The organism is Cohaesibacter marisflavi (genome assembly GCF_900115225.1).
Classification (GTDB): domain Bacteria; phylum Pseudomonadota; class Alphaproteobacteria; order Rhizobiales; family Cohaesibacteraceae; genus Cohaesibacter; species Cohaesibacter marisflavi.
The window spans coordinates 76,083-97,209 of sequence record NZ_FOVR01000010.1; the positions used below are offsets into that span (position 1 = coordinate 76,083).

Consider the following 21,127-nt stretch of genomic DNA (forward strand, 5'->3'; position numbering starts at 1 on the left):
GCTATGCATGGGACGATGAGGCCAGATTTCAAGCCATGATGCGATACAATGCTGAAAAAATTTATCGCCCTTTCTCCGGTGGGCGTCTGGCTGTGCGAATTCAGGGGCTCGGTCTGGCAATTTGCGCGTGAGTGTGCGTAATTGGATCAAAAAGCTCAAAGCCAATCTATCCGGAGTGTTCTATGTCTACTGCCGTTCAGCCCCATTTCAAACATCACAAAAACGAGGAGGCCATCAATACGGTCTGTTCGAAATTGTCGGAACGGTTCGGGGACCGATTCACGATGGGCAAGGCTCTGCGCGAGCAGCATGCCCATACCACGACGGGCCTGCAGAACGAAATGCCGGACGGGGTTGTCTTCGCGCAAAGCACTGAGGAGGTCTCCGAAATTGTTGCACTGTGCAATGAACAGTGCGTGCCAGTGATCGCCTTTGGCTCGGGCTCTTCGCTTGAGGGGCAGTTGAATGCGCCCTATGGCGGCATCTCTGTTGATCTTTCGGGCATGAACGCCATTCTGGAGGTTTGTGCCGAAGATCTCAACTGTACGGTTCAGGCGGGCGTGACCCGCAAGCAGCTCAATGATTATCTGCGCGATACGGGCTTGTTCTTTCCCATAGATCCGGGGGCAGATGCTTCTCTTGGTGGTATGGCCGCTACACGGGCCTCGGGCACCAATGCGGTGCGCTATGGCACCATGAAAGACAATGTGCTTTCGCTCAAAGCCGTCATGGCTGATGGCACCATCATTGAAACGGCCAGCAAGGCCAAGAAAAGCTCGGCCGGCTATGACTTGACCCGTCTTCTGGTGGGCTCCGAAGGCACATTGGGCATTATTACAGAGGTATCCCTTAAGCTTTCCGGCATTCCGCAGGCCATTTCGGGGGGCATTTGCGGCTTTCCCGATCTGGAGAGTGCGTGCAATGCCGTGATCATGACCATTCAGTGCGGTATTCCGGTGGCGCGCATTGAACTGCTCGACAGCCTTCAGGTCAAGGCCGTCAACCTGCATTCCAAGCTGGGGTTGGAAGAACGCCCGACATTGCTGGTGGAATTCCACGGCACGGACAGTGGCGTTGCAGAGCAGGCGGAATTGTTCGCCGATATCATTGAGGAATTCGGCGGCTCCGATTTCGAGTGGGCAACCAAGCCGGAAGATCGCACCCGCCTGTGGACGGCCCGTCATGAATCCTACTGGGCCACCTTCTCTCTAAGGCCCGGCGCCAAGAGCGTATCCAGCGATGCCTGTGTTCCCATTTCCCAACTTGCCGAATGTGTGCGGGAAACCCAGAAGGATATCGAGGCGACCGGTTTTCTGGCTCCCATTGTGGGTCATGTGGGCGATGGCAACTTCCATGTCCAGCTGCTGCTCGATCCTGAAAATCCGGAAGAGCATGCCAAGGCGGATGCGTTTCTTGGGCGGCTAGCCGAGCGCGCCATTGCCATGGGCGGCACCTGCACCGGTGAACATGGTGTAGGGCAGGGCAAGATGAAATATATGACCAAGGAATTCGGCCCAGCCCTGAGCTATATGATCGCGATCAAGGAAGCGTTCGATCCAAAAAATATCATGAATCCGGGCAAGATATTGCCTGAGCATGGCTAGATCGGGCATGATGGGCACTTTGATGCTGAATTTCTTTTGTCTTATCAATGCTTGTCCATCTGGTTTGTCCTTTTCAGATGGCGGTGCAAGTGTTATTTGGGAGTAAGAAATTTTTAAGACTTACCAACGGAATGAAGGGTCGGGTCATAAAATCGGCGGGGCGGTATGCATCCATGCTCTTGAGTTTGGCGTTTCCGGTCTGATCGGTTGGTTCTTGTGTGAGTGAACGGTTTTATTGCAAGCAAGTTTTGTGATTTTCAAAAGTTGAAACTGGCTTTGAAGGGCATTCACTTCTGAGGGATTTCTTGATCTGATCTTTGTCCGTTTGTTTTCCAGGGGGGCAGGGTCCTGAATAGTCTCTATTTTACGATTGGTGGGTCCATTTTGCTGGCGCTCGTCATAGCGCTGGTTGGACCGCTATTTGTTGATTGGACATCCTATCGTGCCGCTTTCGAGCGCGAGGCCACGATAGCGCTGGGGCAGCCTGTGCATGTCTTGGGCGCTGCCGACATGCAAATCCTGCCCATGCCCCGGCTGCATTTTGAAAGCGTGCATGTGGGGCCTGATGAGCAGAACCCCATTCTGACCGTTGATGCATTCGATATCGGCATTGAGCTGTTTCCACTTGTTCAAGGCAAGATCGAAGTCGTTGACATGACTTTGAAAAGCCCGTCTCTCAAGCTTGAGGTGGACGAGCAGGGCCAGTTCGACTGGCGTCAGGATGGCGGTAAGCTCTGGGATCTGGATATGGAAAAGATCCGCCTGAATGATGTGCGGATCGAAAATGGACAGATTGATTTTCTCGACAGAAGCTCCGGCCGCAGCAAGCGCCTGACGGGGCTCAACGGGGGGCTGGAAGCGCGCACGCTGGTCGGCCCTTACAAGATCGAAGCCGCCTTCCGGATGGATGGAAATCCTTATTCTCTGATGCTTTCAACCGGCACCGCAAGTGCCGAGGGCATGCGGGTCAAGAGCCTTTTGACGCCCGCCAATTTTGCTGTGTCCCTTGCCATGGATGGCAACATTCAGGAAGGGGCAGACGAGCGGCTCCATTATGTCGGCACCACGCGCATCACCAATGCCATTGAGGGGCTGGAAGGCTCGGTCACACCATGGACCTTGAGCGGGGACAGTGATCTTACGGCCTCATCGCTGGTCATGCCGCAATTCGAGTTTTCCCATGGTCCGGTGGATCAGGCCTATCGGCTGAATGGCGCAGGCACTATCGATTTTGGCGCGAAACCGCGATTTGACGTGGTGGTTTCTTCGCGTCAATTGGATTTCGACCGTGCTCTGGGCAATGGACCCAATGCGCCGATCAATTTGCAGGACGGTATCGAGACGTTGGCCAATTCTCTGGCCGAGATGCCTCTGCCCGGCATTCCAGGACATATCGGATTTGATGTCCCCGGTGTCATTCTCGGAGGCGGTGTGATCCGGAATTTGCAGTTGGACGCGGATCTGGTTGGCACGGCATGGAAGATTGATCAACTGACTGCAGACCTGCCGGGACAGACGATTGTTTCTCTTTCGGGACTGTTTTCCCGTCAGATGGACGACAATGGCAAACGCAACGGGTTCGAAGGGCAAGCGCGCATCCGATCGGATCAGCCGTTGGCCTTTTCCAAATGGTGGCTTGATGATGCGCCGACCAGTGGCCAATTGACGCCCTTTGACCTTAGCGGGCAAGTGCTGGTCAAATCGGACCATATTCAGGTGTCTGATCTGGATCTGTCCATGGAGGGCGATCGCGCCACGGGCTATATCGACTGGTATGCCGGCACTCAGGGGGACGAGAGCAAAGGCGATGCCCTGTCCATCAATCTGGACGCGGAGCGGATCGATCTGGATGCGGTGATGGGGGTTGGCTCCCTTTTGCTGAGCAATTCCTCCGGTTCAAGAGCGCCTTTGCAGGATATCGCGCTTGATATTGAAACCAATCGACTGGTGTCGGGCAGCTTTGAAGGCAATAGCCTGAGCGCCAAATTGCGGCTGGCCAAGGGCAGCATTGAGATCGACCAGTTGAGTGTCGACGATTTTGCGGGTGCCACGATCTCGGCACGAGGCCTGTTGCAGGATGTTTCGGGCACGCCCCATGGCCGAATCGAGGGCAAGATCAGCGCGGATGATCTGGAAGGGTTTTCTGCGCTTATTGAAAGGCTGGTTCCCGATCAGCCTGCTGCTGGCTGGTTTGCACGCAATCAGAGGGCCATGTCGCCTGCCGATCTTTCCTTCTCCCTTTCGGGGGGCAACGCTGAGCGTGGTTTAAGCGCCAAGCTGGACGGCACGCTTGGTGGCGGCAATGCCTCCCTTAAAGGCACTCTGGATGGTGCGCTGGCAGACTGGGCCAATGGCGATCTGGATCTTGCTGTCGACATGGATAATCCCGATGGGCGCAAGTTGCTATCTCTGATGGGGTTGGGCGACGGGCTCATCGACTTGCCTCGACTGTCCGCGTCTGCCTCTCTCAAAGGCGCACTGGCGGATGGCGCTGCCTTTACGGGCTCGCTCAAGGCTGATGACGGTGCATTGACCTATGATGGCGATGTGCAGTTTACCCCCGATGGCCGGGATGGTCTGAAAAGCGAGGGGCAGGTTGCCTTCGAGACCTCTGATCTGGCGCCTTATTTGATGGCGGCTGGCGTATCTCTGACCAATCCGGGGGAAAGCCTACCGGTTTCATTGAAGGCCGGGCTGACCCTTGATGACAAGGCACTGGCTGTTGATGCGCTGGAAGGGCAGTGGAACGATCAGCCTGTGTCGGGCGCACTGAACCTGACGCATCGGGTTAACAATCGCCTGCTCAAGGGTGCTGTCGAGCTTGGGGATATGGATGGCATCTGGCTTGGTGAAACGGTGCTTGGCGCCGGGCGGCTGACAGCGATTGATCGCAATTGGCCTGATCTTGCCTTCATTGCGCCTGTGACCACAGGGGAGGATCTGCCCATTAAAGTGGATGTCTCGGTGAAGGCGCGCAGCCTTGAGCTTGCTGCGCCCTATATTTTCCAGCAACCATCTTTCTCTCTTGTCTGGCAGGATAGTGGCCTGTCTGTGCGCGACTTCAGGGCCTTGTTGCAGGGCGGAGAGGTGAGCGGCGGTCTGGATCTGGACAATGTGGAAGGGGAAGCCCTTCTTAAATCCCATATTCGGGTTGAAAATGCCGCTTTGGCGCCGCTCGTCTGGCAGCGTGACGGACGCTCTGTTGCCCGCGGGCAGCTTGATGTCAATCTCGATGTCGAAAGTCAGGGACGGTCCATGGCGGGGCTGGTGTCCGGCCTCTCCGGCACGGGGACCTTTACGCTTAAGGATGCAACGCTCAACTATCTCAATCCGTCGGCTTTTGCGCAGGTTATTCGCGCAGTCGATGCCGGTATGGAATTGAATGACGAGGAAATAAGAAACACCTTCGTCTCCCACATGGATGCTGGCTCCACCGAGGTTTCCAGCGTTGAGGGCACCTTTGTCATCGCTGGCGGGGCCTTGCGCGCCAACAATATCGAAGCCGATGCGGATATCCTCCAATCTCGTGGCAATCTGGTGGTCGATTTGTCCAATCAGACACTTGATGGCGATTGGTCTATCAAGGTCGAGCCGGATGAGGAAGATGCTGTGACCGGCGCCCAGCCCGAGGTGGGGCTTGCTTTTTCCGGTCCGATGGAAGCGCCCGAGCGCGTGGTTGATGTTGCGCCCTTTACCGGCTATCTGACCATTCGCGCGTTCGAGCGGGAAGTGGACCGCGTGGAACGTTTGCAGGCCGATATTCTGGAGAAAGACCGCATGCGTCGATTACTGCGTCTTTATCGCGAGCGGGCCAAGCATCGCGAAGAGGAGCAGATAGCCAAGGAGAAGGAAGCGATGGCAGCCGAGCAGGCTGCTGCTGAGGCGGAGGCCAAAAAGGCGGACGAAGCACAAGCCGCCAAGGAGCGAGCCCAAGCCGAGGCTGCAAGGCAGGAAGCACAACGCAAGGCTGAGCTAGAGGCAAAACGGAAAGCGGCAGACGCTGCTAAACGGGCAGAACAAAAAGCCCGGGAAGATGCCGCTGCTCAACAGCGCGCTCGAGCAGAAGCGGAACGCAAGGCTGTGGCAGAGCGGGAAGCTGCAAGAAGAACAGAAGAATCCCAAAGAGCCAAGGCTGAGGCGGATCTGCTTGAATCCCTGCGCCAGAAGGACCCTGTGCCAGCGCCTCAATCGGAGAAAACAACAGCTACGCCATCCTTTGACATCAATGCGGGAGACATCATTATGCGCCCGTTGGATGAACTGACGACGCAATCGGTTCCGTCCGCTACCCCACAGGCGCAGCCAGAAGAAGCGCTGCCGCCAGCAAATTATATTGATTTGCCGCAGCGTCTCAACACCTTGCCCAAGGATCGGATTGTACCTTCACTCGGGCAGGGACGCTCGTTTTCGTTTTCAGATGATGATATGGCGACGGACTATATAATCCAGAATTATTGAGGCCCGCCATCGGGGCTGGCATCGTCAAACTGCGCAGAGATGCGGGATTTGTAATAGTCCAGAACCGAGATGCGGATGGCTGAGGAAAGATTGTTTCTGCCGCGGTCCTTGTCGATCTGGCGGATAATGTCCGCCAGAGACTTATTACGGCTATCGGCCAAAACCTTCAGGCCTTGCCAAAATTCATCTTCCAGAGAAATGGACGTGCGATGGCCAGCAATGGTAACGGAGTGCTTTTTCATCGCCTTGCCACTTATTCGCCCTTGTCGTCCATTTGAGACGCGTCGCCCAATGCCTCACGCTTGTGGCCATCGAGATGGCGTTCCAGCTTGTCCGTTTCAAAGCGCTGTTTGGTTTTTTGCGCTTTGGTCTGGCCAAAGAGGGCGCGGTTGGCTTCGGCCTTCTTCTCTTTCTCGGTGCGCGCCTTTGCTTTGCGCGCCTGTCTGAGATTTATGACGTTGCCCATAGCAACCTCACCCCGATTTGATGCTGGAAGGAATGGTGCGCGTTATTTCTTGCGGAAGGCATCCAGAGAGACGACTTCTGCGCCTTCTTTTTCCCTGTCTGCCTTGTCGGCTTCTTCGGTGCTGTCCTCGTCATCGGAGGCGCTTTCCTTTTCATCGTCCGAAGCGGCAGGTTCCGCTGGCATTGAGAATTCTTCGTCGTTGGGAGCCAGCACCGTCAAGATATCGTCATCACCGCCTTCACCCTGTTCATCGGCATTCTCGATTTCTTCTTCCATCTCGATTTCGAACTGGAGAGAGAAATGGACGCTAGGGTCAATGAAAGTGATGATCGCCGTATAGGGAATATAGAGCTTTTCGGGAATGCCATCAAAGGACAGTCCAATCTCAATGGCCTGATCGTTGGCCTGCAAATCCCAGAACTGGTGCTGCAAGACAATGGTCATGTCATCGGGATATTTTTCCAGGAGCCTTGGCGAAATGCGTACGCCGGGCGCTTGGGTGTTAAAGGTGATGTAGAAATGATGCTCGCCGGGCAGGCCTGTGCGTGCAACCTCTGTCAGGACCGTTTTAACCACGCCGCGCAACGCATCCTGTGCAAGGATGTCATACCGGATCAGGTCTTCGCTCATGAGGCCTCCAAAAATTGGACATAAATTTGCCGCCACAATGTCTGAGGCGCATCAAGAAAGTCAAGCAAACGACTGGGAAAACTCAGTTCGGATGGTCAGATATCAACCGTTGCTGTTGCCTTTCAGTCTTATACCCGAGGTCCTTAGTGAGGGCTTCTGTTGCCAGGTGCCCCCGAACCCCGCCTAGCCGAGCATACCGACTAGGGCTTTAGTGGCTAGTCGCACTGCTTAAGCAGCAGCGAGACGAGAGCCTGCATAGTTGTCATTTGCAACTACTCAATTAGCCCGATAACGGTGGTACAATGCCGGGCAAAAGCACGATCTTTACACCCTCGTCGATCCTAGTTCGCCCCCAGCAAAAACACCGTGTTTTGCAAAATGGTCAAAAGCGGTGCTTTTGGTGGAGGCGCCGGGTACCGCCCCCGGGTCCGATAGGCTTATTACAAAGGCCATTTATTGCCATAGTCACCTGCGTGACAACGCGAATATAGGGTGGCTTCCTGTAAATTTAAAGTGGGAAATCAGAACTATGCGCATATTGTGCAGTTCTGGTTGATGCAACGGGGCCTCTGCCTTCCTGCTTGGCCATATTCCGCGCGCCGAGAATCGTGTAACACCGTGGAAAAGAAAATTGGCTGAAAGGATCAAAATGCAGACCTATCTCGATTTGCTGGCCCATATTCTGGACAATGGTGCCGATAAGGGGGATCGCACCGGCACCGGTACGCGCTCTGTGTTTGGCTATCAGATGCGATTCGATCTGGCGAAGGGCTTCCCGCTCTTGACCACGAAGAAGTTGCATCTGCGCTCGATCATTCATGAGCTGTTGTGGTTCTTGGCCGGAGATACCAATATTGGCTATCTTAAGGAAAACAAGGTGCGCATCTGGGATGAATGGGCCGACGAGAATGGCGATCTGGGGCCTGTCTATGGTCACCAGTGGCGCTCTTGGCCTGCGCGCGATGGCGGCACGATAGATCAGATCAGCCAGCTCATCGAACAGATCAAGACCAATCCGGATAGTCGCCGCCTGATCGTTACGGCCTGGAACCCGGCGGACGTGGATCGCATGGCGCTGCCACCCTGTCATTGTCTGTTCCAGTTCTATGTCGCCAACGGGCGCCTTTCCTGCCAGCTGTATCAACGGTCTGCGGATGTTTTCCTAGGTGTGCCGTTCAATATTGCCTCCTATGCGCTGCTCACGATGATGGTGGCGCAGGTGTGCGATCTGGAGCCGGGGGATTTCGTGCACAGCCTTGGGGATGCGCACCTCTATTCCAACCATTTTGAACAGGCGCGCCTGCAGTTGACCCGCGAGCCGATGTCTCTGCCGATCATGACGATCAACCCGGACAAGCGCGATATCTTTGGTTTTGTCTTCGAGGATTTCGAACTGAGTGCCTATGATCCGCACCCGCATATCGCTGCGGCTGTTGCCGTTTAAGGGGGGGGAGCATGGGCGGACGCACCGAACCGAGGATCGTTTTTCATTATGCGGTTGCCGACAACGGCGTGATTGGCAAGGATAATGCCATGCCCTGGCATGTGTCTTCCGATCTCAAGCGCTTCAAGGCGATGACCATGGGCAGACCGCTCATCATGGGCCGGCGAACCTTCCAGTCAATCGGCAGACCCTTGCCCGGTCGTACGAACATTGTCGTTTCACGTGATCCCGACTTCTACGCCGATGGCATCGAAATCGTGGCGTCTATTGACGCTGCTTTGGATCGTGCCAAAGCCATTATACTGGAAGATGGTGGTGACGAGATTGCGGTGATCGGTGGGGGCTCTATTTATAATGCACTCTGGGATCGGGCGGATCGGCTCTATGTGACCCATGTTCATGCCGAGCCGGAAGGGGATACCTTTCTGCCTGCAATCGATGCGGATAGATGGTCTGAAGTCTCGCGTGAGCCGACTGTGCAGAATGAGAATGACAGCGCGGCGATGACCTTTGCCATATATGAAAAGGCCACCTCATAAAGTCGGCTTTCACGCTCTTTTGAGGGGATAAGCATGCTTCTCTTCCGTTTTGCCATGGAAATCGCACCGCCAAACAGGGGACTTGCATCCAAAAGTCCAGTTTGGTCTTGATTTTGTGTCTCGGGGTAACCACCTTGTCTCCAAAGTCGCGTTTGCACCCTGAATGTGGTGTCCTTTATAAGAGAGACGGGTGAGGAGCTGCTTTCCGGGTTGCCAACTGGCACGGATTGGCTCGCAGTATCTCAGCATCTATGTGGAAATGCGCTAAGACTTTAAAAACGGTCAACTTTTCTGTCTTAGGCTGCGCTCTGCCCGACAGAGGGCTGGTCGCAAGATAGATAACGGGTTCCTAACGTAAGGATTGATTATGCCTTGGAACAATCAGAATGGTGGTAACGGAGGCCCTTGGGGGGGCGGCGGCGGTGGCCGCAATGGTGGTCCTTGGGGGCAAGGTCCTCAGAATCAGGGTCCAAATCCGCCAGATCTAGAGGAAATGATCCGCAAAGGGCAGGAGCGCCTTAAGCAGGTATTCCCTGGTGGTGGTGGCGGTTCGGGCGGTGGATCGCTCGGCCTCAAGGGCATTGGCCTGTTGGCTCTGGGTGCTGTCGCAATCTGGATGGCGACCGGCTTCTATACCGTCAAGGAAGGGGAGCTGGGCGTTGAATTGCTGCTCGGTGAACCGATTGCCGTTTCGACCTCTGGTCTGAACTATAACTTGCCTTATCCGATCGGTCGCGCCGAGACGGTCAACGTTGACCAGATCCGTGATGTGACCATTGGTTCTCGCGAGTTTTCCAATCAGCGCGGTTCCGTCAGCAAGCGTGACGTGCCCGAAGAAAGCCTGATGCTGACCGGTGACGAAAACATCATCGATGTGGACTTCAAGGTTCAGTGGAACATCAAGGATCCCGAAGCCTATCTGTTCAATGTTGATAGCCCGGATATCGCGGTCAAGCAGGTTGTGGAATCTGCCATGCGCGAGATCGTTGGTCGCAACACCATGGACGAAGTACAGACCGGTGACCGTGTTGCCATTCAGGTGGCAGCTCGTGAACTGACCCAGAAAATGCTCGATAAATATGATGCGGGCGTCAACATCATTCAGGTTCAGTTGCAGGGCGTTGAGCCACCAGAACAGGTGATTGATGCGTTCCGAGATGTGCAAACGGCCAAAGCCGACAAAGTGCGCATGCAGAACGAAGCTCAGGCCTATGCCAACAAGGTTGTTCCGGAAGCAGAAGGTCAGGCAGCCAAGATTCTTGAAGCCGCCAACGCCTATCGCGAGCAGACCGTTGCGGACGCTCGTGGTCAGGCCCAGCGCTTTACCGAAATTCTTGGTGAATATGAAAAAGCACCAGCGATTACACGCAAGCGTCTCTATCTGGAGACCATGGAGCAAGTTTTGGGTAGTTCCGAAAAGATCATCCTTGATAGCAAGTCTGAAGGCGGTTCTGGCGTGGTTCCGTATTTGCCGCTCAATGAACTGACCAAGAAAGCGGGGAACTGATCATGTCTGTAAAATCTGTCTTTGCTCTGGTTATTGCCGCTGTCATCGCCGTTTTGTTGTATGGATCGGTGTTCCTGATCTATCCGCATGAACAGGCTGTTGTGACCCAGTTTGGCCGCATCGAGCGGGCTGTGCGTGAGCCGGGTCTGTATTTCAAGACGCCGTTCATTCAGAGCGTGGAATATCTGGACAAGCGTGCGCGCTATCTGGAACAGTCCGAGCGTGAGGTTATCGCCTCTGGTAAAAAGCGTCTTCTGGTAGACTCTTTCGCTCGTTATGAGATTTCCGATCCCATCGTGTTCAAGCGTCAGGCCAAGTTTCTGTCCAACTTCGAAAGTCAGTTGAACGGCTTTATGGAAGCATCGCTGCGTGACGTTGTTGCCGAATATACCTTCAAGGATATCGTGCGCGACAAACGTGACGAACTGGTCGAACTGATCCGCAAGAGCGTGGATGAGAAGACCCAGCGTCTTGGGGTGTCTTTGGTTGACTATCGCATTCGTCGAGCTGACCTGCCTCAGGAAAACTCCGAGGCTGTCTATCGTCAGATGCAGACTGAACGTCAGCAGGAAGCCAATGGTATTCGCGCCGATGGTGAAAAGCTCTCCCAGCAGATCCGCTCTGTGGCAGATCGTAATGCAACGGTTATTATCGCCAATGCAAAACGGGATGCAGAAATCCAGCGTGGTGTTGGTGATGCGCTTCGAAACAACATCTTCGCAGCTGCTTATGGCAAGAATGCGGACTTCTTCGAGTTCTACCGTACCATGAAGGCTTATGAAAACAGCCTGTCCAATGGGGATACGCGTCTGGTTCTGTCGCCGGATGGTGAGTTCTTCAGCTACTTCAATAATGCTGGTGACTCTCCTGCCGCGATTGCGCCGGCTGCTGACGCTTCTTCTGATGCAGCAGAGCCGGTAGCACCAGCCTCCAATGATGTCGCCGCCACTCCGGCTGTTAGCCCAAGCGTTGCTCCGGATGTTGTAGAAGATCCTGCGGTCTCGACCAACTGAGACCTTCATTAGATATTGGCTTGCGCGGAACAGCTTAGGCGTGCCGCGCAAGCCTTGCCACTTTCAGGCACCAAGAGGGCAATATGTCGGATTTTCTAGCTGCTATCGGTCTGGTCTTCGTGATTGAGGGCTTTTTATGGGCCGCTATGCCGCGCAGCATGAAGCGCATGATGCTCGAAGTCGCGACAATCCCCGGCGGCAATCTCAGAATCGGTGGGCTTGTTGCCATGGTGTTCGGGGTTCTGCTTGTCTGGATGATCCGCGGCTGAATGGTCTGCTCTTTACAATGCACCGAAACATCTGCTCGGTTGCCGCTAATTCCCACCCTCTTTCTCTTCTTTCTTGCGCCCTTGCCTGTCTTCTTTTAAGGCTTAAAGCCACCGGGTTTTTCGCTGGGAGGGGGCTTTGCCCACCAGTGCGCAAGGAAGAGAATCATGATCCGTTTTTTCATCGCCGCTTCGCTGTTTCTCGCCGGACCAGCTTTCGCAGAAACATGTGAGAATGGGGCCATTTTCGAGGCTCAGGACAATGACGGCAACCAGCATGTGCTAAAGACCAATGGTCTTGTCGATCCGTTCATTTTCGAAATGCATACCGCGGGCCATCTTGTCTGGACACTGGAAGCCGAACAGGGCTGCTCCAATGGTATATCCGTGTGCTGGATGAGCGTTCAGACCACCGAGGAAGAACCGATCGATATTCCTGTCGAGACTGTTCAGGAAGGGGATAGCATCAAATACTATGTATTCGCGCATTTGCGCCAGACATTGGCCAGTTTGAAAATGGATGATGAGCAGTTTGACACCATGGCGCAATGGAATATCGAGCGACCAGACGACTTGTTCGAGAGCTTGGCCATGCCTGTCAATGTGTATGCATTCAAGGGCTGCAGATAAGTCATGGCGCAAATCTCCGGGATGAGATTGGCAGACCGGTAAGCATCTTGCCTTGCTGGAGGACTTACTTGTCCGTTCAATGAGGCTTAATTTTTTCCTGATACTGTATGATGTCCTTCAAGGGATCTGGATTTGCAGGAAGCGGGGCTGATTTGCCTTGCATGGGAAGAAAAGGTCATGACTCTTTTGCACGTTGCTTCGAAGCTGCAGCATAAAGGCTGCGGAGGGTGGAGCTTGGCTTGCCTTTTGGCGTTTCTTTTGTCTTTGTTCCTTGTTGCTTCTGCTTCCGCCCAGCAAGCGACGCAGAGTGCATCCCATGAAACCCGGCGCGGACCAAGGAGTGTGGCTGATTTGGCGGAGCGCCTGACGCCCGCCGTCGTCAATATTTCTACCATTTCGTTGGTCGCTGCTGAAGGGGCGGTACCCATGCCCAAGGTGCCGGATGGGTCGCCCTTCAAGAAATTCTTCGATGACTATTTTGATGAAGACTCCCCCGAGCTGGACAGCAAGCGGAGCATGCAGTCTTTGGGGTCCGGATTCGTGGTCGGTGCCGAAGGGTTGATCGTGACCAACTATCACGTCATATCGGAAGCAGACCGGATCAATGTCAAATTTCACAATGGGTCAAATTATCGCGCCGAGCTTGTCGGGTATGATAGCAAGACGGATCTGGCTCTGCTCAAGGTCGATGCTGACAAACCGCTGCCGACCGTCTCTTTCGGTGGTGCGAAAGATTTGCGCGTTGGCGATTGGGTCATGGCGATCGGCAACCCCTTCGGGCTTGGCGGATCGGTTTCCATCGGCATTGTTTCGGCGCGCAACCGGATCATCAATAACGGACCTTATGATGACTTCATCCAGACGGATGCGGCGATCAACCGTGGCAATTCGGGCGGCCCGCTGTTTGACATGTATGGCAATGTCGTCGGGGTGAATACGGCGATCATCTCGCCCACCGGCTCTTCCATCGGATTGGGCTTTGCCATTCCTTCCGATATCGCCCAGCGGGTGGTGCAGCAGCTTCTTGATTATGGCGAGGCCCGGCGTGGCTGGCTTGGGGTTCGCATTCAGGAGCTGTCTGTAGATCTGGCAGAGGGGCTGGGCGTTAGTGAAGTGCGCGGGGCGCTCATTACATGGGTAGACAAGGACGGACCAGCTTTTGAAGCGGGGCTTAAATCCGGCGATGTCATTTTGGACTATGATGGCACTCGGATCGAGCGGGTGCGCGACTTGACGCGTCTGGTTGCCGATACGCCAGCTGGCAAGGAAGTGGATGTCGAGTTCGCCCGCAAAGGGCAAATTCTGAGCCGCAGGGTGATCGTTGCCCAACAATCGGAAAAAGAGCGCAAGACGGCGCAACAGCCTTATATGGCCCCCAATGGGGCAACGCTCTTTGGTATGTCTCTTTCACGGCTCAGCGCACATGTGCGGCGGCTGCATCATCTTGATGATGATGTGGAGGGCGTTGTGGTGTCCGATGTCGAGGCAGGGAGCCTCGCCGAGCGCAAGGGGATCGAGGCTGGAATGGTCATCGTCGAGATCAATCAGGAAATCGTCTCTTCGCCCAGCAATCTGATTGAGCGCCTTGATCGTCTGAAGGCCGAGGGCAAGAAGACCCTGCTGTTTCTCGTGGCCAAGCCTGATGGTGGAGAGCTGGAATTTGTCTCCATCAAGCTTGAGGATGTCGAAGCCGAAGGTCAGCTGCACTGAGAGGCGTGTTTTCCGCAAGCCGAGCGGTCAAGGGTGACAGAAATGAATAAGGGGCCGAATGGCCCCTTCATGCTGTTTTTGATTGTGTCATGCTCACTTTATGCTCAGGCAAGCACAAAGTCTTCGGCCTTGTAGCCTTGTAGGAACAGAAGGCCGGTCAGGTCGCCATGGTTGATGACGAACTCGGCCTGTGCGGCCACCTTGGGCTTGGCATGCAGTGCAACGCCAGCACCCGCACTCATGATCATCGGCAGATCGTTGGCGCCGTCACCAACGGCCATGGTTTCTGAAGGGGCCAGCTCGTGTTCTTTGATGAGGGCATTGAGGCGGGCCAGCTTGGCATCCTTGCCCAGAATGGGCATGCCGACCTCGCCTGTTAGCAGGCCCTCTTTTTCAATCAGCAGGTTGGCGCGGTCTTCATCAAACCCGAGGATTTCGCGCACGCGTGACGTGAAATGGGTGAAACCACCCGAGACCAGCGCGCAATAGGCCCCGTTGGCCTTCATGGTGTGCACCAGCGCCTTGCCTCCGGGCGTGAAGGTAATGCGCTCGGCAAACAGCTTGTCCACGATATCAAGGCTGAGGCCCTTGAGCAGGCCAACGCGTTCCTTGAGTGCGGGTTCGAATTCGATCTCTCCGCGCATGGCGCGTGCGGTGATGTCGGAAACTTTTTCCTTCAGGCCTACTTCATCCGCCAGCTCGTCGATGCATTCCTGCTGGATCATGGTGGAATCCATATCGGCCAGCAGCAGCTTTTTCTTGCGGCCTTTGCTGGGCTGGAAGATTACATCGACAGGAGCCCCGCCGAGGGCGGCGAACAGCTCGGCGCGCAAATTCGCATAATCGGGGTGATGCGGGATAACAAAATCACAGGCGACCCCTTCCATCAGCCAGGTAAAATCTGTATCGACATGAATGATAGATTGAACTTCAGCCACAAGATCGGCGCTGACGGCTGGGTCAGCTGGCGCGCTAATGAGGGTCAGGGTGAAGGACATGACAGCTCCAAAAATGGGAACCTCTTATCGAGAGGCTACAGAACTCGCGTGATTGATAGCGGAACACAGATTGCAACGGCTCCGTCAGCGGTGTTGATAGCTGGGCCAACGGCCAGCGGCAAGTCTTCTCTTGCACTAAGGCTTGCACAAATCGTTGATGGCGTGATTATCAACGCCGATTCAATGCAAATTTATGACCAATTGTCTATTCTTTCAGCCCGCCCTACGCCTGAAGAAATGGGAGACGTGGAGCATCGGCTCTATGGCTATGTAGACCCGGCCGAGCGCTACTCCGTGGGGCGCTGGCTTGACGACGCGGTGGCTGCCATCACAGATGTCAGGGCAAGGGGGCAATGTCCCATTCTGGTTGGTGGCACGGGCCTCTATTTCAAAGCCCTGCTTGAGGGGCTCAATGTGGTGCCTGATGTGCCCGACCCCATTAGGGCCCACTGGGAGAGCGAGCTTGACCGGTTGCAGAGCCCCGAAGCGCTGCATGCGATCCTTGCCGAACGCGACCCGGACATGGCAGCCACCCTCAAACCCGCAGACGGGCAGCGCATCCTGCGGGCGCTGGAAATTCTCGATACGACAGGCAAGTCCCTGCTCGAATGGCAAAGGAATCCTGTGCTGCGCCACGATCCGGCCATTGCACAAGGGGCCATGAAGTTGGCGCTCTGTCCGCCGCGCGATCTGGTTTACAAGAAAATCGAGGCGCGTTTTGATCAGATGGTGGAGCTGGGGGGCATCCGGGAGGCGGTTCATATGGCCAGCCTCGGGCTTGATCCGGACCTTCCCGCCATGAAGGCGATCGGCGTTTCCTATCTGGCGGACTGTGACGCGGGGCATCTTGACTATGAAGAGGCCATCCGCCTGTGCAAACGGGATACACGTCGCTATGCAAAAAGACAGATGACCTGGATCCGCAATCAGATGTCAGATTGGCCCCTTTTTGACACCGCAGAGGATGCGATTGCCCATTTTTTGATAGAAATGAAAAAATAGGGGGTGGGAAACTGGTCTAATATTGCGAGCATTCCCAAAAATTGTGGCAAAACGGGTTGACCTTGCCGGATTGAGAGACTAACGTGCCTCGCGAAACGAACGGAAAGCTTGTAGCGATTATGCGAAATATTCTTGTGATTCTAGTGGGTAGGCGCGCTGCTGTGATGATTGGGTAATCATTGCAAATGGTGGTGCGCGTCTAGGGCCTTTGAGGGGCCCTTTTTTATTGCCTGATTGGAAATGACAAAGCGTGTTTCTTGGTGGATACAAGGTTTGCGGGCGGAAGGGCCAAGGCTGTCGGGAGGAGTGATCAGACGTTCTGATCGATTTCTGACAGATGACTGATAAAATGGAGCCTCGTGCTGTGCGAAGGCTCGGGTTTAAGGAATGGATGAATGACACGGCAGATGACGGGTGCTGAGATGGTTATTCGTGCTCTGAAAGATCAGGGTGTGGACCATATTTTTGGCTATCCTGGGGGCGCGGTTCTCCCGATCTATGATGAAATCTTTCAGCAGGAAGATATTCGTCACATTCTCGTGCGCCACGAACAGGGCGCTGGCCATGCAGCAGAGGGCTATGCCCGTTCAACCGGCAAAGTCGGCGTGCTGCTCGTGACCTCTGGTCCTGGCGCCACCAATGCCGTGACCCCGCTGGCCGATGCGCTGATGGATTCCATTCCTCTGGTTTGCATTACCGGGCAGGTTCCAACCTCCCTGATCGGATCTGATGCCTTTCAGGAGTGCGATACCTCCGGCATCACGCGCCCTTGTACCAAGCATAACTATCTGGTTCGCTCCATTGAGGATCTGCCGCGCATTCTGCATGAGGCCTTCTATGTTGCACGTTCCGGTCGACCAGGGCCGGTTGTTGTTGATATTCCAAAGGATGTCCAGTTCGCGAGCGGCATGTATCATGGACCGAGCAATGTCAGCCACAAGACCTACCATCCGCAGATCAAGGGTGATCTGGATGCGGTTCGCAAAGCGGTTGAAATGCTGGTTTCTGCCAAGAAGCCGATGCTTTATACCGGCGGCGGCGTCATCAATTCAGGCGCAGAAGCCTGTCAGATGCTGCGCGAGCTGGTGAGCCTTACCGGTTTCCCTATCACGTCCACGCTGATGGGACTGGGTGCCTATCCGGCATCGGGCAAGGAATGGCTCGGAATGTTGGGCATGCACGGCACCTATGAAGCCAACATGGCCATGCATGAATGCGATGTGATGCTGTGCGTCGGGGCGCGGTTTGATGACCGCATCACCGGGCGGCTTGATGCCTTCTCGCCCAACTCCAAGAAGATCCACATCGATATCGATGCGTCCTCGATCAACAAGATTGTTCGGGTGGATTTGCCGATTGTTGGTGATGTCGGCCATGTTCTGGAAGATATGGTGCGTATCTGGCGGGCCAGCAGCAAGAAAACCGACAAGGAAGCCTTGGCGACCTGGTGGGAGCAGATCAAGATCTGGCGCAAGCGCGACTGTCTGGCCTACCGGCCCAATGACGATGTCATCATGCCGCAATATGCCTTGCAGCGCCTGAATGAAAAGCTGAAGGGCAAGGACTACTATGTCACCACCGAGGTGGGGCAGCATCAGATGTGGGCCGCCCAGTTCCTTGGCTTTGAAGAGCCTCATCGCTGGATGACATCCGGTGGGCTGGGCACCATGGGCTATGGCTTCCCGGCTGCTTTGGGTGTGCAGACTGCTCATCCGGAAAGTCTGGTTATCGACATTGCCGGTGATGGCTCCGTTCAGATGAATATTCAGGAGCTTTCGACCGCTATCCAGCATAACCTGCCGGTTAAGATCATGATCCTGAATAACGAGCATCTGGGCATGGTGCGCCAGTGGCAGCAGCTGTTGCATGGCAACCGGCTTTCGAACTCTTATGTCGAGGCTATGCCGGACTTTGTGAAGCTGGCCGAGGCCTATGGCGCCAAGGGCATTGTTTGCGACAAGCCGGATCAGCTGGATGCCGCGATTGATGAAATGATTGCCTATGACGGCCCTGTTATTTTCGATTGTCGTGTTGCCAAACTGGCAAACTGTTTCCCGATGATCCCATCGGGGCGAGCACACAACGATATGCTCTTCTCTGATGAAGCAGAGGACGCGAGCAAGATCGCAACGGCCATTGGGGACGCGGGCAAAAAGCTCGTCTGACCGGTAACGCAACACGCATTTCAAAAGAAGGAACGGCAAGATGCAGCAAGGATCTGCCTATTTCATTGAAGAAGTATCGACCGTTGAAGAAACGCACACGCTCTCTGTTCTGGTGGACAACGAACCGGGTGTGCTGGCGCGCGTAATCGGCCTTTTCTCCGGTCGGGGATACAATATTGACTCTCTCACGGTGTCGGAAACCTCTCATGAGGACCATATTTCGCGCATCACCATCGTAACGACTGCAACGCCACCTGTGCTGCAACAGATCCGCTCGCAGTTGGGCCGTCTGGTGCCTGTGCATGAAGTCGCTGATCTGTCGACATTCGAAGTGGCTCCGCTCGAAAGGGAGCTGGCCTTGATCAAAGTCGCGGGAACTGGTGATAAAAGAGTGGAAGCCCTCAGATTGGCTGATGCATTTCGTGCTACGGTGATCGATGCTACGGCCGAACATTTTGTTTTTGAGATGACTGGTCGGAAAAACAAGATCGAGCAGTTTATCACTATTATGCAGCCGCTTGGGCTGGTTGAGGTGTGCCGTACCGGTGTGGTGGCCCTGCGGCGCGGACAAGATAAAACCTGAGGATCCCCCTCCGGGTAGCGATTGGGAACCGATTGATCGGGCCTTCTGAAAAAAGCAGATGGCTCGATCAATCCTTCTTCTGCCAGGGTGGCTTTCGTTGGGTTACCGTTGGAAGGACTGAATTTCTATGAAAACACGATTGAGCGTGAATGTGAATGCAGTGGCCGTGTTGCGCAACCGGCGCGACCTGCCATGGCCCAGTGTCACGGGATTGGCCCGGATTGCTCTGGAAACCGGAGCAAAGGGCATCACGGTCCACCCACGCCCCGATGAGCGCCACATCCGCGGACAGGATGTGCGGGATCTGGCGGATTTGATCCGCTCCGATTTCACCGGCAAGGAACTCTGCCTTGAAGGCTATCCAGACAATCGCTTTTTGGCTCTATGCGAGGAAGCGCGGCCGGATCAGGTTCTTTTTGTGCCCGACGATCCCTCTCAGCAGACCTCTGACCATGGCTGGGATTTCGAGGCGAATGACGGTTTGCTGCGCCGCTCTGTTGACGTCATCAAAAACTCGGGCATGAAGGTGTCCCTGTTTGTGAATCCGGAACCGGATCAGCCAGCCAAGGCTGCTGCTGTCGGGGCTGACCGTATCGAAGTCTATACCGGCCCTTACGGGGCTTGCTATGCAGATGACGCCCTGGCTGTAACCCGACTTGCCGAAGTGGCTGCCACAGCAAATGCGGCGAAGGAAGCGGGCCTTGGTGTGAATGCTGGCCACGACCTGACACCGGAGAATCTCCCCGCTCTCATGAAGGAAGTGCCCTTCATTAGGGAAGTGTCCATCGGTCATGGCTTTATTGCAGAAGCTCTGATTTACGGATTTGAAGAGACAGTTCGCCGTTTTCAGCGGGCGATGAGCGAATTGTAAGCGGACAATAGCAATCCAGCTCCAATAAGGAGCAACCAGTTCATATTTGGGCTTGACCTTGATCGCGACATCTTTTAGGCCGAGTTCAAATCTTTCGGTTTCGACCAAATATCAGGCTGTTCGGGTAATTTTGTGATCCCACAGCGAGAAAAAAGGAAGAAATAATGCGCGTATATTATGATCGCGATGCAGATATCAATCTGATCAAGGGCAAGAATGTTGCCATTATCGGTTATGGCTCTCAGGGCCATGCTCATGCACTGAACCTGCGCGACTCTGGCGTGGCCAACCTTGCCATCGGTCTGCGCGAAGGCTCTTCTTCCGCGAAAAAAGCCGAAGGTCAGGGCCTGAAGGTTATGACCGTTGCTGACGCTTGCAAATGGGCTGACGTGGTCATGATGCTGACCCCTGATGAGCTGCAGGCTGACATCTACTATGGCAGCATGCATGAAAATCTCAAAGAAAACGCCATGCTGTTGTTTGCTCACGGTCTGAATGTTCACTTCAACCTGATCGAGCCACGCGCTGACCTTGATGTTGCCATGGTTGCTCCGAAGGGCCCGGGCCACACGGTTCGTGGTGAATATGTTCGCGGCGCTGGCGTGCCTACTTTGATCGCGATCGCTCAGGATGCGACCGGCAATGCCCATGATCTGGCTCTGTCTTATGCCTCTGCCAATGGTGGTGGCCGTGCGGGTGTCATCGAAACCACCTTCAAGGAAGAATGTGAAACCGACCTGTTCGGCGAGCAGGCTGTTCTTTGCGGCGGTGTTGTCGAGCTGATGCGTGCTGGCTTCGAAACCCTCGTGGAAGGCGGCTATGCCCCTGAAATGGCGTATTTCGAATGCGTTCATGAAATGAAGCTGATCGTGGATCTGATCTATGAAGGCGGCATCGCCAACATGAACTACTCCATTTCCAACACGGCTGAATATGGCGAATATGCTACCGGCCCTCGCCTGATCACACCTGAAACCAAGGCGGAAATGAAAAATGTTCTGACCGATATCCAGGACGGCACCTTCGTTCGCAACTGGATGCTGGAAAACAAGGTCAACCAGACCTCGTTCAAGGCGATCCGTGCCCGCAACGATGCGCACCAGGTCGAAGAAGTTGGCGCCAAACTGCGTGCCATGATGCCTTGGATCAAGGAAAAAGCCATGGTCGACAAAGAAAAGAACTAAGCGTTTTTTCTTCTGTAAATTCTACAAAAATCCCGGTCCTCGTGATCGGGATTTTTC

General features: G+C 54.8%; 18 protein-coding genes and 1 other RNA gene. 14 read left to right on the forward strand and 5 right to left on the reverse strand.

Going from position 1 to position 21,127, the window contains the following annotated elements:
* Positions 1 to 182 precede the first annotated feature (182 nt).
* Together BM258_RS16760 and BM258_RS16765 are read left to right on the forward strand one after the other, a co-directional pair.
* Complete coding sequence (locus BM258_RS16760) at positions 183 to 1,604, forward strand: FAD-binding oxidoreductase (protein WP_090074247.1); 1,422 nt, start codon at positions 183 to 185, stop codon at positions 1,602 to 1,604.
* Positions 1,605 to 1,988: 384 nt separating this feature from the next.
* Positions 1,989 to 6,062 (forward strand): AsmA family protein, encoded by a 4,074-nt coding sequence (locus BM258_RS16765; RefSeq protein WP_090074248.1) that lies wholly within the window; start codon positions 1,989 to 1,991, stop codon positions 6,060 to 6,062.
* On the opposite strand, the gene BM258_RS16770 is transcribed toward BM258_RS16765, so the two are convergent.
* From BM258_RS16770 to ssrA, 4 genes are all read right to left on the reverse strand, one after another.
* The gene (locus BM258_RS16770; RefSeq protein ID WP_090074250.1) at positions 6,056 to 6,304 is read right to left on the reverse strand and encodes a ribbon-helix-helix domain-containing protein; all 249 of its coding nucleotides are present in this window, start codon (positions 6,302 to 6,304) and stop codon (positions 6,056 to 6,058) included. The two genes, BM258_RS16765 and BM258_RS16770, sit on opposite strands and share 7 nt — an antisense overlap.
* Before the next feature lie 11 nt (positions 6,305 to 6,315).
* The gene (locus BM258_RS16775) at positions 6,316 to 6,528 is read right to left on the reverse strand and encodes a DUF4169 family protein (RefSeq protein ID WP_090074252.1); all 213 of its coding nucleotides are present in this window, start codon (positions 6,526 to 6,528) and stop codon (positions 6,316 to 6,318) included.
* 42 nt (positions 6,529 to 6,570) lie between these two features.
* Positions 6,571 to 7,158, reverse strand: a complete 588-nt coding sequence (locus tag BM258_RS16780; protein ID WP_090074253.1) for an SspB family protein — start codon at positions 7,156 to 7,158, stop codon at positions 6,571 to 6,573.
* Positions 7,159 to 7,303: 145 nt separating this feature from the next.
* Positions 7,304 to 7,675: a transfer-messenger RNA gene (gene ssrA, locus BM258_RS16785) on the reverse strand.
* A gap of 132 nt (positions 7,676 to 7,807) precedes the next feature.
* Here ssrA and BM258_RS16790 point away from each other — a divergent pair.
* From BM258_RS16790 to BM258_RS16820, 7 genes are all read left to right on the forward strand, one after another.
* Positions 7,808 to 8,602: a thymidylate synthase gene (locus tag BM258_RS16790; RefSeq protein ID WP_090074255.1), complete on the forward strand. Its 795-nt coding sequence runs from the start codon at positions 7,808 to 7,810 to the stop codon at positions 8,600 to 8,602.
* Positions 8,603 to 8,613: 11 nt separating this feature from the next.
* Positions 8,614 to 9,141 (forward strand): dihydrofolate reductase, encoded by a 528-nt coding sequence (locus tag BM258_RS16795; RefSeq protein WP_090074256.1) that lies wholly within the window; start codon positions 8,614 to 8,616, stop codon positions 9,139 to 9,141.
* A 367-nt stretch (positions 9,142 to 9,508) separates the two neighbouring features.
* Positions 9,509 to 10,648, forward strand: coding sequence for an FtsH protease activity modulator HflK (gene hflK / locus BM258_RS16800; protein WP_090074258.1), 1,140 nt, complete (start codon positions 9,509 to 9,511; stop codon positions 10,646 to 10,648).
* Between the two features lie 2 nt (positions 10,649 to 10,650).
* Entirely contained in the window at positions 10,651 to 11,661 is a 1,011-nt protein-coding gene (hflC, locus tag BM258_RS16805; RefSeq protein WP_090074259.1) for a protease modulator HflC, read from the forward strand.
* A gap of 83 nt (positions 11,662 to 11,744) precedes the next feature.
* Complete coding sequence (locus tag BM258_RS16810) at positions 11,745 to 11,930, forward strand: DUF2065 domain-containing protein (protein WP_090074261.1); 186 nt, start codon at positions 11,745 to 11,747, stop codon at positions 11,928 to 11,930.
* Positions 11,931 to 12,095: 165 nt separating this feature from the next.
* Positions 12,096 to 12,557, forward strand: coding sequence for a hypothetical protein (locus BM258_RS16815; protein WP_090074263.1), 462 nt, complete (start codon positions 12,096 to 12,098; stop codon positions 12,555 to 12,557).
* Between the two features lie 342 nt (positions 12,558 to 12,899).
* Positions 12,900 to 14,267 carry a Do family serine endopeptidase gene (locus BM258_RS16820; RefSeq protein WP_244544741.1) on the forward strand — a complete coding sequence of 456 codons (1,368 nt, stop codon included), beginning with the start codon at positions 12,900 to 12,902 and terminating at the stop codon, positions 14,265 to 14,267.
* Between the two features lie 104 nt (positions 14,268 to 14,371).
* Here BM258_RS16820 and serB read toward each other — a convergent pair whose 3' ends face one another.
* Positions 14,372 to 15,265, reverse strand: coding sequence for a phosphoserine phosphatase SerB (serB, locus tag BM258_RS16825; protein WP_090074264.1), 894 nt, complete (start codon positions 15,263 to 15,265; stop codon positions 14,372 to 14,374).
* A gap of 48 nt (positions 15,266 to 15,313) precedes the next feature.
* On the opposite strand from serB, the gene miaA reads away from it, so the two are divergent.
* The 5 genes from miaA to ilvC all read left to right on the forward strand — a co-directional run bounded on the left by miaA (position 15,314) and on the right by ilvC (position 21,070).
* A complete protein-coding gene (miaA, locus tag BM258_RS16830; RefSeq protein ID WP_244544742.1) occupies positions 15,314 to 16,267 on the forward strand; it encodes a tRNA (adenosine(37)-N6)-dimethylallyltransferase MiaA in 954 nt (317 codons plus the stop codon).
* Between the two features lie 395 nt (positions 16,268 to 16,662).
* Complete coding sequence (locus BM258_RS16835) at positions 16,663 to 18,432, forward strand: acetolactate synthase 3 large subunit (protein WP_244544743.1); 1,770 nt, start codon at positions 16,663 to 16,665, stop codon at positions 18,430 to 18,432.
* 40 nt (positions 18,433 to 18,472) lie between these two features.
* Complete coding sequence (gene ilvN, locus BM258_RS16840; protein ID WP_090074267.1) at positions 18,473 to 19,015, forward strand: acetolactate synthase small subunit; 543 nt, start codon at positions 18,473 to 18,475, stop codon at positions 19,013 to 19,015.
* Between the two features lie 127 nt (positions 19,016 to 19,142).
* Positions 19,143 to 19,886, forward strand: a complete 744-nt coding sequence (locus BM258_RS16845; RefSeq protein WP_090074269.1) for a pyridoxine 5'-phosphate synthase — start codon at positions 19,143 to 19,145, stop codon at positions 19,884 to 19,886.
* Positions 19,887 to 20,050: 164 nt separating this feature from the next.
* Positions 20,051 to 21,070 carry a ketol-acid reductoisomerase gene (ilvC, locus tag BM258_RS16850; protein ID WP_090074271.1) on the forward strand — a complete coding sequence of 340 codons (1,020 nt, stop codon included), beginning with the start codon at positions 20,051 to 20,053 and terminating at the stop codon, positions 21,068 to 21,070.
* The last annotated feature ends 57 nt before the right edge of the window (positions 21,071 to 21,127 follow it).